This window comes from Erysipelothrix sp. HDW6C (genome assembly GCF_011299615.1).
Classification (GTDB): Bacteria; Bacillota_I; Bacilli_A; order Erysipelotrichales; family Erysipelotrichaceae; genus Erysipelothrix.
The window spans coordinates 989,697-1,004,569 of record NZ_CP049861.1 but is presented as its reverse complement, the minus strand read 5'-3'; the positions used below and the strand labels follow the sequence as shown (position 1 = coordinate 1,004,569).

Annotated in this window: 16 protein-coding genes; 7 read left to right on the top strand and 9 right to left on the bottom strand. The window is 39.0% G+C overall.

The annotated features are described in order from the left end of the window. Positions 1-148: 148 nt before the first annotated feature. The 7 genes from G7062_RS04545 to citG all read left to right on the top strand — a co-directional run bounded on the left by G7062_RS04545 (position 149) and on the right by citG (position 5,825). Positions 149-886 carry a methionine ABC transporter ATP-binding protein gene (locus G7062_RS04545; RefSeq protein WP_205700152.1) on the top strand — a complete coding sequence of 246 codons (738 nt, stop codon included), beginning with the start codon at positions 149-151 and terminating at the stop codon, positions 884-886. Beyond that, on the top strand, positions 883-1,545 hold the full coding sequence (locus G7062_RS04540; protein ID WP_166064746.1) for a methionine ABC transporter permease: 663 nt from the start codon (positions 883-885) through the stop codon (positions 1,543-1,545). The genes G7062_RS04545 and G7062_RS04540 overlap by 4 nt, the downstream gene beginning before the upstream one ends. 13 nt (positions 1,546-1,558) lie before the next feature. Beyond that, entirely contained in the window at positions 1,559-2,350 is a 792-nt protein-coding gene (locus G7062_RS04535; RefSeq protein WP_166064745.1) for a MetQ/NlpA family ABC transporter substrate-binding protein, read from the top strand. A gap of 136 nt (positions 2,351-2,486) precedes the next feature. Continuing rightward, positions 2,487-3,332, top strand: coding sequence for an ABC transporter ATP-binding protein (locus G7062_RS04530; protein ID WP_166064744.1), 846 nt, complete (start codon positions 2,487-2,489; stop codon positions 3,330-3,332). Next, entirely contained in the window at positions 3,329-4,081 is a 753-nt protein-coding gene (locus tag G7062_RS04525; RefSeq protein WP_166064743.1) for an ABC transporter permease, read from the top strand. The genes G7062_RS04530 and G7062_RS04525 overlap by 4 nt, the downstream gene beginning before the upstream one ends. A gap of 251 nt (positions 4,082-4,332) precedes the next feature. Beyond that, positions 4,333-5,028: a GntR family transcriptional regulator gene (locus tag G7062_RS04520; protein ID WP_166064742.1), complete on the top strand. Its 696-nt coding sequence runs from the start codon at positions 4,333-4,335 to the stop codon at positions 5,026-5,028. Further along, positions 5,025-5,825, top strand: coding sequence for a triphosphoribosyl-dephospho-CoA synthase CitG (gene citG / locus G7062_RS04515; protein WP_166064741.1), 801 nt, complete (start codon positions 5,025-5,027; stop codon positions 5,823-5,825). The genes G7062_RS04520 and citG overlap by 4 nt, the downstream gene beginning before the upstream one ends. 352 nt (positions 5,826-6,177) lie before the next feature. On the opposite strand, the gene G7062_RS04510 is transcribed toward citG, so the two are convergent. The 9 genes from G7062_RS04510 to citC form a co-directional block, all read right to left on the bottom strand. Further along, positions 6,178-7,749 carry a hypothetical protein gene (locus G7062_RS04510; RefSeq protein ID WP_166064740.1) on the bottom strand — a complete coding sequence of 524 codons (1,572 nt, stop codon included), beginning with the start codon at positions 7,747-7,749 and terminating at the stop codon, positions 6,178-6,180. After that, positions 7,742-8,245 (bottom strand): RNA polymerase sigma factor, encoded by a 504-nt coding sequence (locus G7062_RS04505; protein ID WP_166064739.1) that lies wholly within the window; start codon positions 8,243-8,245, stop codon positions 7,742-7,744. The genes G7062_RS04510 and G7062_RS04505 overlap by 8 nt, the downstream gene beginning before the upstream one ends. 70 nt (positions 8,246-8,315) lie before the next feature. Next, positions 8,316-9,005, bottom strand: coding sequence for an aspartate/glutamate racemase family protein (locus tag G7062_RS04500; RefSeq protein ID WP_166064738.1), 690 nt, complete (start codon positions 9,003-9,005; stop codon positions 8,316-8,318). Positions 9,006-9,129: 124 nt separating this feature from the next. Beyond that, the gene (locus G7062_RS04495; protein WP_166064737.1) at positions 9,130-10,518 is read right to left on the bottom strand and encodes an oxaloacetate decarboxylase subunit alpha; all 1,389 of its coding nucleotides are present in this window, start codon (positions 10,516-10,518) and stop codon (positions 9,130-9,132) included. Beyond that, positions 10,511-11,104 carry a citrate lyase holo-[acyl-carrier protein] synthase gene (gene citX / locus G7062_RS04490; RefSeq protein ID WP_166064736.1) on the bottom strand — a complete coding sequence of 198 codons (594 nt, stop codon included), beginning with the start codon at positions 11,102-11,104 and terminating at the stop codon, positions 10,511-10,513. Before citX ends, G7062_RS04495 begins: the two co-directional genes overlap by 8 nt. After that, positions 11,085-12,629: a citrate lyase subunit alpha gene (gene citF / locus G7062_RS04485; RefSeq protein ID WP_166064735.1), complete on the bottom strand. Its 1,545-nt coding sequence runs from the start codon at positions 12,627-12,629 to the stop codon at positions 11,085-11,087. Before citF ends, citX begins: the two co-directional genes overlap by 20 nt. A gap of 2 nt (positions 12,630-12,631) precedes the next feature. Continuing rightward, positions 12,632-13,528: an aldolase/citrate lyase family protein gene (locus G7062_RS04480; RefSeq protein WP_166064734.1), complete on the bottom strand. Its 897-nt coding sequence runs from the start codon at positions 13,526-13,528 to the stop codon at positions 12,632-12,634. After that, entirely contained in the window at positions 13,516-13,836 is a 321-nt protein-coding gene (gene citD / locus G7062_RS04475; RefSeq protein WP_166064733.1) for a citrate lyase acyl carrier protein, read from the bottom strand. Before citD ends, G7062_RS04480 begins: the two co-directional genes overlap by 13 nt. After that, positions 13,823-14,866, bottom strand: coding sequence for a [citrate (pro-3S)-lyase] ligase (gene citC / locus G7062_RS04470; RefSeq protein ID WP_166064732.1), 1,044 nt, complete (start codon positions 14,864-14,866; stop codon positions 13,823-13,825). The genes citD and citC overlap by 14 nt, the downstream gene beginning before the upstream one ends. Positions 14,867-14,873: the final 7 nt, after the last annotated feature.

Genomic DNA, 14,873 nt, shown 5'->3' with positions numbered 1-14,873 from the left:
TTTTATTAGTGACATGACCAAAAGCGGGGTTTTGATAAACATTTATTGCATGCCAACGCACTCACAAAAAAGTTCCGTTTAATTCTCTGAAAACGCTGTCTTTTACGTGCATCGATGTTCAGAACAACATATAATGAGTGCGGGTAAGATGGGAGGTTTTAATATTATACAATTTAAAAATGTCAGCAAAAAATACACACCAACCTTTACAGCCATTGATTCTCTTAACCTCGAAATTCGCACCGGCGAGATTTTTGGAATCATTGGAGAAAGTGGTGCTGGGAAATCTACATTGCTACGAATGGTGAATCAACTTGAGCAACAAGACTCTGGCACGATTCTTGTTGATGGAGTTGATGTAAAATCACTATCAGCACGTGAATTGCAAAAGATGCGCCACGATATTGCCGTCATCTTTCAAAATTACAATCTGCTTGCCAATCGCACAGTTTATGATAACGTTGCACTTCCCCTACGACTACGCAATCAATTTGATAGTCAGGCCGTAGATGATGCGCTTGCCTTTGTTGGTCTTAATGATAAAGCATCTCATTACCCACGACAGTTGTCCGGTGGTGAAAAACAACGCGTTGCGATTGCGCGTGCAATCATCACAAAACCAAAGATACTGATTTGTGATGAACCAACATCTGCATTGGATCAAAGTACGACACATGATATTCTTCGTGTACTGGAGTCCATCAATTCTACATTCAATACCACAATTATTATTGTGACTCATGCACTACCACTTGCAAAGGCTGTATGTAAGCGCGCAGCCTTGCTTGAGCAGGGAAAATTGATTGATGTGATTGATGTAAAACCACACGCAATCAGCAAACAACAACGCTATATCGATCACGCAGTGGAGGTTCTTACCCAATGATATCTCACATCATGCAATACCAAGCTGAGATTGTGAAGGCACTTTTGGAAACAGGATTCCTTATCGGTGTCTCAACGCTAAGCGCCATCCTTATTGGGTTACCACTGGGAACACTCATCTATCTTACCCGCAGTGGGGGTGTTCGTGAACACCGTTTGATCAATACACTGGGAAATATTTATGTAAATGTTGTCCGGTCGTTTCCCTTCTTAATATTCGTTGTTGCGATGATTCCTGTCACACGAATGCTCATTGGCAAATCTATCGGAACACTGGCCGCTTCGATTCCACTATCTTTTGTTGCAATCGCAATATTTGCGCGGTTTGTGGAACAATCGCTTCTTGAGGTTCCCGATGAGATAACCGATACGGCACTTTCAATGGGCGCAACAACCAAGCAACTTGTTTTACAGTTTCTGTATGTAGAAGCACGTTCAGGTTTAATACTTGGACTCACCTCTTCAATCATCAGTTTCATCTCATACTCTACGGTTATGGGAGTTGTGGGTGGTGGTGGTATTGGTGACTTTGCGATGCGTTATGGTTACCAACGCTTTGATTATGTTCTTATGTATGCAACAGTTATTATTATGGTATTATTGGTGCAAATAATTCAGTTTGCCGGTACGCAAATTGGACATCGTTTAAACAAACGCTAAGGAGATATGATTCATGATTAAAAAAGGATTTATGATTACTTTACTCTTATTATTGGTAACAGCATGCGGTTCTAAAGCGAGCGATGACACGGTTATTCGTGTATCGTCACATACTGAACCGATGACAACCGTATTAGAAATTGCGAAAGAAGTGCTCGCAAAAGATGGCTACACACTTGAGCTTGTAACTGTTTCTGACAATGCAGCAGCAAATATTGCACTCAATAACAAAGAAATTGACGCTAACTTCTTCCAACATGTTCCATTCATGGAAATGTTTAACGAGACAAATAATGGAACCTTAGTTGGAATTCAACCCATTTATAATGCGATTGTTGGATTTTATTCGAGTACTGTTGATGATATCAAAGACCTACCCGCTGACGCAACAATTGCAATTCCAAATGACCAAGTAAATCAAGCGCGCGCTCTGATGATACTCAGTGATGCAGGTCTAATTAAACTTAAAAATGGTGTTACGAACAATGCGACACTTAAAGATGTGGAAGATACAACCTATACTTTCCAAGAAGTAGATCTTCTGACATTAACTCAAGTCTATCCTGAGGTTGATCTTGTCTTCAACTATCCAACATACATTGGAAAAATAGGATTAACACCACTTAAAGACGCACTGATTCTTGAGGACATGGACTCAACATATTATGCAATCTCACTTGTTGCCCGTGAAGACAATAAGGATGATGTGAAAATTCAAAAGTTAAAAGAAGCCATGACCAGCCAGGAAGTTAGAGATTTCTTGAGCAATGAAACAAATAAGGCAACACTTGTTCCTTCATTCTAATGGAAACCAAACCATCACGCCTACCAACGTGATGGTTTTTTACACTTTGGGACATGTGAGAGGTCAATGGGGAAATCATTTGAATTATTGGGCGTACTAATGATACGATACACTCAACACAAGGGAGACATGACATATGGAAATGATTGAACTGAAAAATATATCCAAGTCGTTTGGGCAACAAGTTGCATTGAATGACGTAAACATCACCTTACAGAGTGGAGAGATTCTCGGATTTCTCGGACCATCGGGGGCGGGAAAAACAACAACGATTAAAATCCTGACTGGACAACTCAATCAATCGAGTGGATCCGCAAAAATACTGGGAATAGATACCCATGAAATAAACGAATCAATCTACAGTCAAATTGGTATTGTTACCGACAACAGTGGCGTTTATGAGAAAGTATCTGTTTATGAGAATATGCGACTTTTCGCTGATATTCTCAATATTGATAAAGCACGGATTGATGAATTACTCGTCCGCGTTGGACTCAATGATCATCGTAAAAAACCTGCTGGTAAACTATCGAAAGGGATGGCACAACGTCTTGTTTTGGCACGCGCAATTTTGCACCAACCAAAATTATTATTCTTGGACGAACCAACCAGTGGGTTGGATCCTTCAACCACACTTGAAATTCACCGACTCTTACTTGAGCTTAAAGCAAATGGAACAGCGATTTTCTTAACAACACACAACATGGAAGAAGCAACAAAACTGTGTGACAATGTTGCCTTATTATATAAAGGGAATATCGTTGAGTTTGGAAACCCAAGTGATGTTTGCTTGAAACACAATACCGATAAGCAATTTAACGTTCAACTTACAGATAAAACAAAGCAAATCTTTACAAGTTCTGACCAAGATCTTTTGGATTTATCACAACTAATCATTGATGGTAAAATTGATAAAATCCACTCTTCAGAACCGACATTGGAAACTGTATTCTTAAAACTGACAGGAAGTGAACTACAATGAGACTCTCACTACGAAAAACAAGCGCACTCTTTCGATTTAAAATTAATAGTATATTAAAGAATTCAACAATCATGGTTGCACCAATCATGGCTATCGGGTTTGTATTCATGATGAAATTCATCATGGGCCAAGCAACGAGTGGTGAAGTTTTAACTCAAGATCAAATAAATCACTTAAGCATGAATGCATTAACATACGGATTACTCGCAAACGTTGTGATGACAGGAATCATGGCATCCAGCCTGCCTTTGGCTGAGGAAAAAGAAAAACACACGTTACGTGTGTTAATGACATCTTCTGTTAATGGAGCCGATTTCTTTATGGGCAGTTTACTGCCTTGCTTGCTTATTATGATTGTTGTAAATATCGTTATTGTTCCATTCAGTGGATTGATTGGCATTAATTGGATTTTATATCTTATTGTTACAACAATTGCGAGCATTGTTTCCTTACTTATGGGAGCCATGGTTGGATTGATGGCAAAAGATCAAATGTCTGCATCGATGCTTTCAACACCATTTATGCTCGTCTTCATGATGATTCCCATGTTTGGAAGTATTCTTCCAGCACTTGAATCAATTTCAGGATTCACATATACTGGCGCATTGATTAACGTCATTAACAATTCACTCTTTACTCCTGAAAATGGCATCGGAATAATGAATATCGTTGTCATGGCAGTTTGGATGATAGTCGCAATCGGATTATTACTTTATGCATACAAGAAAAACGGCATGGACAACGACTAATTTAACCGCATCAATTGGTGCGGTTTTTCTTTGATTGTGCACACAAAATCGAAAAGACACCAAAAATACCATTTTATATTTTTATATGAATGCGCCCTTTTGAGTAGACTTTCTCTCACAATTCAAAGTGTATACAGTGTATACACTGCTTTGCGTAAGTTGTCTTATTCTTATATAATAACAAAGTAATCTACATAGAGTAGACAATCTAAGTTTATATTTACCCGAGTCTAACATAAAGGAGAAGAATCATGAAAGACTATATGGTTAAAGTGATCGAATTGGTTGATTTGAGTCAAAATATGCCCTTGAATCAGATAATATACGAGGGTTTACGTACAGCCATTATTACTGGAATTATTCCAATGGGCGAACGTATCAATGAAAAATACTACGCAGAGAGTTTGAATGTGAGTCGTACACCTGTTCGTGAAGCGTTGCGTCGCATCCAAGATGAGGACATTGTTCAATACATTCCTAATTATGGAATTGTAGTTAGTACATTTAAAGAAGACGATGTTCATGAAATCTATCAAATTCGTATTTCGCTGGATATTCTCGCTGCAGTTAATGCAATGAAACTTATGACTTCAGATGATTTTAGAAAAATGGAAGACCTCTTGGACAGAACAGATCAAGCACAAGCTGACAATGATGTACAAGCTGTCATTCAAATGTCGAAGAATTTTAACACAATGGTTTACGAATTTTCCCGTATGCCTCGCCTTGAATCCATCCAAAATCGCCTTCGTGACTATCTTACACGTTTCCGTGATATCTCCCTAACAGCCGACATGAGGCGCGCACGTGCATTAGCCGAGCACCGTCTCATCTACCGCTGTCTTAAAAATGGCGATGTTGAGCAGATGGAACTTGTAATTCGCGAACACCTTTCTTTATCGCGTGATTTCATTTTAGATGTTATGCGTGAAAATGGCGCAATATGAATGCCACAGAGATCGCAAATTTAGCCCTTAAATCACTCATTCACGAAGTCAGTTTAGCACCAAAACCTGGACTCGTTGATCCTATCGATAATGGATCTCACAGCGATATGGACTACTTTATGTTTCTCGATAGTTGCTTTTCGTTACAACCTGGGTTTGTCATTTATTATGAAACGGGAATTTCCCATTCGGGAACGCCACGACAACTTTTTGATGAAATTCGCAGTATCGGAAGGGCAAATGAAGCAGCTATGTTCTCAGTTACAGATCATGTGAATACACACAAAGGTGCAAATTTCATCTTTGGTGTGGTATTAGCGGCACTTGGAAATTTAGGAACACCGACATTGGATGAACTTTCGCAAATGATTCGGAGGATGACTGTTGGACTCGTAAAGGAAGAACTTGAAAGTTTAACAGTTTATACTACTCACGGAGAACGGATTTTCGAGCAATTTGGATATACCGGTATACGCGGTGAAGTTGAAAATGGACTTCCCACCATTATGAAGCATGCTCTTCCAATTCTAAGTGATGAATTGATTCCATATCAAAAACGACTGAAACTCGCTTTGTTGGAAATCATCAAGTTTAATGATGATGCAAACATGCTTAAACGCGGAGGTATAGAGGGATTGAATTATGGCAAATCACTTGCCGACACCCCTTATGATGATCTTGATTATCATTTGCGAATGATGAATTATGAATTCATCAAGCGAAATCTGAGTCCAGGTGGTTCTGCAGACTTATTGGCTGTCGCAATTTTCCTCCATCATTATCAAATTTGTGTCTGAAAATCGTTTCTAAAATTATCAATATTTTACATTACTACCATCGTTATTTTAAATTAACGATGGTTTTTTATAATTAGCCGTGAAGCTACTCCGGTATTACAATTGAATAATGATTAACGGTTCTAAGTTCGGTTATAAATTGAAAAGGAACACAACTAAAATTATGATTAAGTATGGTGTCATTTCTTATGATTGTTCTATAATATGAATGAATACGTGATATCCATCATAATTTAGATAGTATGGAAGCTGAGAACACCTATTAATAGTAACAGTTTACTGCATAAGTCCATTGAATCATATATAAAAAGTGTTGGTGACTTCTCACCAACACTGAAATATTTCAACAAAATCATTTTCGAGGTGTAATAACAATTTCTCGCCAGTCATCCACCGCTTCACTTCCTGAAATTATGCGGTAAGGTTTACCATCACCGATGAGAATAAAATGTGGATTGGGTTTGGAACCACTAGTCTCAAAATCATTCCTTCTGTAATTTGGCCAAGCTGTTTGGGCAAACTTGCCTTGAATGCCAAATTCATCACCAAATGACGAAACATTTACCAACAATGCCTCGATACCTTTATTATTCAGCCATTTTTGTACTTCTGATAATGATGTAAACGTGTCATACATATCCGTTTCAGTGTTAATAACCCTATAGGTCAAGTCTTCATGAGCAAGCAGTAAGTACTTACCAACTATTTTTAAATTATAATGTTCGGAGAAACTGTATTTATAGCCATCATCTGTATACACATGTAGATTTGACGTTGTGAAACCCGGTAGACTTTCTTTAGGATTGTCATCTTGGAAGAAGTACGTAGGCTCAATGAGATTATTGGAATAAACACGTAAATTCTCCTCTTTTTGAACTAAATTGGGTTTAGTATACACATTTCCAGATGCCGATCCGTCGAAGCAGTCAAGCTTTCCTGACTCAGGATCTGCATCAATAGCGTGAAACATGTTGCATGTGGCATCTCCATAATTCCTATCATATGTTAAATATGGTTTACCATTGTGTTCTTCCAAATATTTAATACGTGCATCCGTTGGATACGCCTTAGCATCGAAAATACCATGCGCCCTCCAGCTTCCTTGTGTAATGTCATACTCCACTACTGTAAGGTAGTGTGTCTGCGCACTTTCATCACGCTCTTTATTTGTTCTGTACACAAAGTAGGTTTTATCATTGATTACAATCATTTGTGCATAAATAGAATTCCCAAAAGGTACAACATAGGGGTAATCGTCAATAAGTTTTTGAACACTTGGGATGAGGTTGTCAATTGGTCCACCAGAATAAGGATCTATTGGGTTCATCTTCGGAAGTATTTTATAGATATCGGTTGGACTTTCGAAAATGTAATCAACATCATAGGTAGAAATTGCGGGTGTATTCACCTCATAACCCTTCATGATCCAACCATCTTTATAGGGACCCGTTGGGTAATAGTTAATACCGTCGACTCCCTTTGGTCCATATTCATTGACCGTAATATCTATGGGCGACATACTCGTAACCATGCCCGACATATATCCTACATCGAAGTTTACCGATTTCGAATCATTGGACTCCTGTGGATTGGTTGGTTTATCTATATCCGAAGGTTTTTCAGGTTCAATCGGTTTATTTGGAACTACCATAGTTTCCTTCTTATATTCAGCGAACCGTAATAAACTGCTTATTTCACGCAATACTGGAACTTCTTGTGCAAAAACATAAAACGAATTACTAAAGTTAACCATTAAAGTGAATACAAGGATTGTTGAGAAAATGGTCCCTGCTCCTTTAAATATATTCTTTCGCTTTTCTTCTTTTTGTGCTTGATCTAGAGAAGCATCAATAATATCATCTAAATTTCGTTCAGAGTTCTCATCAACCATTTGCTTCCATTGCTCAAATTGGTTTTTATTCATAAGATAGCTCCTCCATTTCTAATTTAAGACGCTTAAGACCGGCATAATAGCGTGTTTTTGCTGTTCCCTCGGGTACTTCTATAATTTCACTAATTTCTTTAAATGTATAGCCACTAAAAACTTTGAGTGTAATTACTTCTCGCTCAATAAATGGGAGTTCATCAACATAGTCATGTACGTAGGCATATGCATCGTTACTATTTTCCGTACTTAGGATTAAATCCTCGTCAAACAACTCAACATACTTGTTTTGGGCAATCAACGTATCCTTGCACGTATTGATTAAAATACGAATAATCCACGTTTTAAAGAATTCTGGATGTTTAACTTTCTTGCGACTGTTGAAGACTTTTACTACTGTTTCACTGATGACATCGTCAACCAAGACTGTGTCACCCATAAATGAATAAGCAACGGCTTGAAGTTCTTTTGATATCGTTTTTAGATATCGGGCAAGTTCATCGCGATCACGAATTGTCTTTTTTGTAATCTCCATTTTCTTTCCTCCACACATTAGACTCTAAAATCGATGAAATAGTTTGAATAATATCAAAAAAATATTTTTCTTATTTATTTGCACAATCTACTGCAGCTTTTGCATGAATTTCAGTTGTATCAAATACTGGAATGTTGCAGTCAGAGTGTTCAATTAACATCCCAATTTCTGTGCACCCAAGAATTACTGCTTGGGCACCGTTCTCCTGCAACTTTAATATTGCTTTTTGATAATACTTGCGTGAAGTCTCGAGTATCACACCGACACATAATTCTTCAAAAATAATGCGATTTATTTCGTCAATCTCTTGAATATTTGGTATAAGAACCTCAATACCATTAGCTTTCAGGACATCTTTGTAGAAGTCTAATTGCATCGTGTACTTTGTACCTAACAAAGCAACTTTAGTGTGACCAGCGTCCTTTAAAACCCGTGATGTGGCTTCTGCGATATGAAGCAGCGGAATTTTAACCGATGCTTTGACTTGTGTCGCTACATTATGCATCGTATTTGTACTTATAACAATAAAGTCGGCACCTGCACGTTCGAGTGCCTGTGCTGCAAGTATCATTTTTTCAGCACACTTTTCCCATTCTCCACGTGACTGATAGTATTCAATTTCATGAAAATCAACGCTGAATATAATCAACTTTGCGGAGTGTAAACCTCCCATAAGATCGCGTGTGTATGTATTCATTAACTTATAATAGGTGGCGGTGCTTTCCCAACTCATTCCACCAATAATTCCAATTGTTTTCATTATTATCCCCTTTTAATAGCCTCAGTGTACCATAACTCTTTATTTAAAACGATTGATGTAATAAAAAACCACAACAAGGGCAAATTGTTGTGGTTAGACTAAGTTGGCAGGACTTAGCCAAATGTTACATTATGATCGTAACGTTTTGTTCGGGTACATCATAGAATGGATCATGCTTCTTCTTGAGGTATGGTAATGCAATCTGTGGGAACAGTGCATAGGACAAGACATCCTCAACCGAGTCAGCAATATCGCCGAGTTCAGCTGTAACATTTGCCATCTCAGGTTCAATGAGATCGGCAGGACGTACAGTAATAATTTCGGCATTCTTTCCTACGATAGTCTCGATAAGTTCAGGAGAAATTGGAGCAGGAGACTTACCATAATATCCTTTGATGTAATCTTTGATTTCGTTTGGAACAAGTTTATAGCGCTCACCACTCAAGACGTTCATTACCGCCTGTGTTCCAACCATTTGTGATAAAGGAGTAACTAAAGGAGGATATCCTAAATCAGCACGGACTTTGGGTACTTCCGCAAGTACTTGCTCGAATTTATCCAATTGTTTTGCTTCTTTAAGTTGTGAAAGCAGATTGGAAATCATACCTCCTGGAACTTGATAGATAAGCGTATTTGGATCGGCTTCGAGAACCTTGGGATTAAAGACACCACTTTCAATAAATGTCTCTTTAACTGCTTTAAAGTGTTCAGCAACTTTTTGGCAATCTTCAAGATTCACATCAATGTGATATCCCAATTCACGCAGGGCAATAACCATTGATTCGGTAGCGGGTTGGCTTGTCCCACCAGCGAAAGAGGAGTTTGCAGTATCAATAATGTCTGCACCTGCTTCTACTGCTTTAAGGTATGTCATTTCAGCAATACCACTTGTTGCATGTGTATGAACTTGCAATGGTAGCTTTGTGACTGCCTTGATACGTTTTACTAGTGTTTCAGCACGATACGGTGTAAGAATACCGGCCATATCTTTAATACAAATTGAATGGGCACCCATGGCTTCCATTTCCTTGACGAGTTCAACATAATAGTCATCTGTATGCACTTCACTAATTGTGTAGCAAATCGCAACTTGGGCATGTCCACCATATTTATTAATGGATGCCACAGATGTCTTTAGATTACGCGTATCATTCAATGCATCAAAGACGCGAATAATATCAATACCATTCTCGATTGACTTCTGAATGAAAGCATCCACAACATCATCAGCATAGTGTTTGTAACCAAGAAGGTTTTGTCCACGCAATAACATTTGTAATTTCGTGTTTTTGACGTGTTTACGGATGGTACGCAGACGCTCCCATGGATCTTCGTTTAAGAAACGAATACATGCATCAAAGGTTGCACCGCCCCAAACTTCTAGGCTTTCAAATCCCGCATGATCCAGTGTTTCAAGGACTGGAATCATTTGTTCAATTGTCATACGTGTTGCAATTTGACTTTGATGGGCATCTCGCAATATTGTATCGGTGATTTTAACGGTTTTAGTCATTAAATGTCACGCTCCCTTCTTCTTTTAATAGTTCAATTATTTTCTCATGGAGTTCGCGGACCGAATGGGTACGATTGCGACCACAGTCTTTACTCGACTCATGACAGATCAAGCATCGACGTGATGTGTAACCCAAATCTTCGCGCGAAATCGATCCATAATCGGACTGGAAGACATCAAGGTCGAACAAGCGACCAAGCAGTTGATGATCTTCCAAATCAATCATGGCTTTTTTTACGTTTGTTATCGATGGTTCATCAACAACAACGAAGTATTCAACGCCGGCTAATGTATCAATATCTTTTTCATAGACACATTGCCAACCTTGGTTGGTTGTATACGTTTTGAGTAACTGCTTGCCAATTCCAATCAATGCTTGTACCAATTCATTGTTCTTAATAGGTCCTGGCATATTAACTTTTAGAGCAATGAGTGTATTTTTGGGATACATGGCGACAAGTTTATTTTGGAACTGCACGCGGTTCTCGCGATGATGCAAGACGAGTTCCAAAGTAGGTTCTTCACCACTTTGAAATGCGTCTTGCGCAGTAGTTAGAATGACGACTTTAGTCGTTTCTTTGGACATTGTTTACAACGTCGATGATGCTACCATCACGATATTCTATGAGGGCAACAACTTTCTCACCATATTTGATTGGTTCTGGTGTTCCAACAATGCTGTAAGCTTTGTCGCGTAATTCCTCAATCGTAAATTGCGGAATGTTTAGATTCTTGAAGGCTTCAATCAAATCTTGACGTAGTGGGTTAATCGCAATTCCGACTTCCGTAACTACAACATCGATTGATTGGCCCGGTGTAATAATTGTATTTACATTATCAACAATTGTTGGGATACGTCCACGAACAATCGGTGATAAGATGATGCTTAATTTTGCACCCGCTGCAGTATCACAGTGTCCACCTGAGGCGCCACGAATGACACCATCAGATCCTGTCATAACATTAACATTAAAGTTTGTGTCAACTTCAAGTGCTGAAAGGACAACAACGTCAAGTTTATTTACAGCCGCCCCCTTGTTACCAGGGTTGGCATACATGGATGCACTGATTTCATAGTGTTTCTCGTTATTCTTAATGGATTCAATTGCGCCACGGTCAAATGACTGTGTATCAATAATTGTATCAATTAATCCTTCTTCGAGCATTTGACACATGTGACCTGTCAAACCACCCAATGCGAAACCAGCTTTTACTTCCTTAGCAATCATTTCATCTTTAAGGAAACGCGCGACAGCAAGTGCTGATCCACCCGATCCTGCTTGGAATGAAAAACCATTTTTGAAGTATGGTGATTCAGTAATAACTTTACTTGCGTATTCAGCAATCAACAATTCCTTAGGGTTACTTGTGAAGCGTGTTGCTCCCTTGGCAATTCCGTTTGGATCACCAATTGAATCAACGACAACAACATAGTCAACATGATTTTGCGGAATGCTGATTGGTGTATTTGGATACGGCACAAGATTGTCGGTAATAATAACAACTTTCTTAGCGAACTCTGCATCGACACGAGCATAACCCAATGCACCACAGGTTGCTTTTCCATGAGATCCGTTTGCATTTCCATAGTCATCAGAACTTGGTGCACCTAAGAAGGCCACATCGATTTCAATATCACCCATTTCAATGGCGCGTGCGCGACCACCGTGTGAACGAATCACAACTGGATTTTCAAGGATACCACTTGAAATAGCAGCTCCAACTTTATCACGCAATCCACTTGAAGTAATATTGGTAATAACACCATTACGGATATGTTCAATAATTGGTTCGTGAACATTGGCAATCGAGCTTGATGCAAGGGTTAAATTCTTAATTCCTAATTTGGCGATTTCAGCCATAACCATATTGAGAACGGCATCACCTTCACGGAAGTGGTGATGGAATGAAACAGTCATACCATCTTTTAATCCCGATTCGATGATAACATCTTTAATAGAGTCTCTCAGTTTTGATTCCCCAGGTAATACAGCAGTTACATCAGCACTTGCGCGCTTGTAGGTTGGTTTGCGATCAAATTGATCAACAAAGACACCGTATTTTTCTGCATACACATCTGGAATCATGCGGCCAACTTTATTTTCTTTCATGATTATTTCCCCTTCCCATCAACGTCAATACCCGCTGCGCGAGCTAACATTAAGACACGTTCAGCACGTTCAACAATTGGTTTATCAATCATTTTACCGTTCAAGGCAATAACACCTGAACCGCGTGCTTCAGCTTCATTGATTGCGGCGATAACATCCATCGCATTCTTAATTTCTTTATCGGATGGACGGAATACTTTGTTAACAATTGGAATCTGACGTGGGTTAATGACTGATTTTCCATCAAAGCCAAGTTGCTTGATAAATTCTGTCTCACGTTCCAGTGTTTCTGGATCGTTAACATCTGAGAATACAGTATCAACTGCAGCAATACCAGCAGCACGTGCAGCATGCACGATCATTGAGCGCGCAAAGAAAATTTCTTCACTGGCACGTTCTGGATAACGACGTGTTTTCATAGATGTAACATAATCCTCAGCACCAATCGCCATCCCAATAATACGTTGACTTGATGTTGCAATTGAATATGCATTCAATACACCCAAGGGTCCTTCAATTGCTGTAAAGATTTTTGTTGATCCAATTTCACGTCCGCATTGTGTTTCTGCTTCAAGAATAACTGCTTCAACAGCATGAACATCTTCAGCAGATTCTGTTTTTGGCAAACGGATTACATCGATACCCGCACGAACCATCGCATGAATATCATCACGACCACCTTGTGCTAAGTCATTGATACGAACAATAATTTCAGTATCCCCATAATCAAATGTTTTCACTGCTTGATATACAAGGAATCGTGAACTATCTTTTTCTTTCAGTGAAACCGAGTCTTCAAGGTCAAACATAATTGAGTCTGCACCATAGAGGTTAGCATCGCGTAACATCCCTGGATTACTTGCAGGCAAAAACATCATCGTTCTTCTTAAACGTTCCATGATTCAAGCGCCTCCCAATCAATATTTTCAGTGACTCCTGACGCACGGTGTACAACTGCGATTGTACGCGCAATGATTGTACAATCCAAGGCACCTTGGTCTACGACAGATACTTTAGCATCTGTAATCTCTAAATTTGATAATGTTTCTGTGATAACCTCACGGATGCGTTTACCAAATTGAAATTCTACACTACTTTGTAAATCAATTTCGATACCTTTACCATTGTTTTGATCAATGGTAATTTGTAAATCTGACGATTCCAGTGTCCCTGCAATCGCTTGGTCTTTAATTTCAAACTTTGCCAATTGATTTCCCTCCGTTTCGTATGTCTTCTATGAGACTTTGACCGGCTTGTGACGTTAAATAATCATAAGTCGTCGTTGGCACGAGTTCTTTGACGAACTCTAAATCATTAAGGTACAAGTGTTCTCGAACACGTGTGGCACTAATAACGACGTCACCCTCTTGTTTACGAGGAATAATGCGCAGTTGCACTTCGGGTTCAAGGACAGTTTTTAAGGCAGTATTGTATATATTTGTTGCCTCAGAGAATGGCTCTTCGCCAACAAATCGAACACGTATATTCATTGTCTTCGCAATGCGATTCTTAAAGATACTTGCATCCAGTTCCGCTTGAATTCGGGTTACATCACTGGATTCTTTAAGAAAGTACGATGGAAATGTTTGCGATGATACCATGTAACTCCCAGTATCAAGTACGGTTACATTATCCAAATGCGAAACACCCGCCATCACAAGTTGCTTGCGTACTGCTGCAGGAAATGCTGATGCATCTTCCGATAAAACAAAGACGAACACGTAGTCTACTGCAGCTGCCGCACTCTCAACAAGATACTGATGCCCTTTTGTAAAAGGATTTGCATTCATTACAATTGCTGCACTCACGCCATCTTCATGGCGATACTGCTGAATTGACTCCAAATAGGAATCAAATCCATTGATTGCTTTTTCTAAAAACACCAATTCGCCATCAACACGACCAATCTCTTTGAAACCTAAGTATTCAAAGGACTGGGTCGTATCGGGTTTTGTATACACATAGCACGCTTTAAAGCCACGATCCATCACCTCACTCATAAGATGCGAGATCAACTGACTTAAAGTTGCACCACCTGTAAAGTCTTTGCAAACTGCAATGCATTTTAGAATATTTTGATAGATGGATCCAGTTGCAATCAGCTGGTCCCCTTCAAAAACACCATAAACAAATTCAACATTGTCTTCATGACGTATGTTTGCTTGATTTAAAAATCCAACCCACATATCGTAAACATCACGTTGTTGGTGAACAAACAGTCTTCGAATATCCGCCATGTCAGTT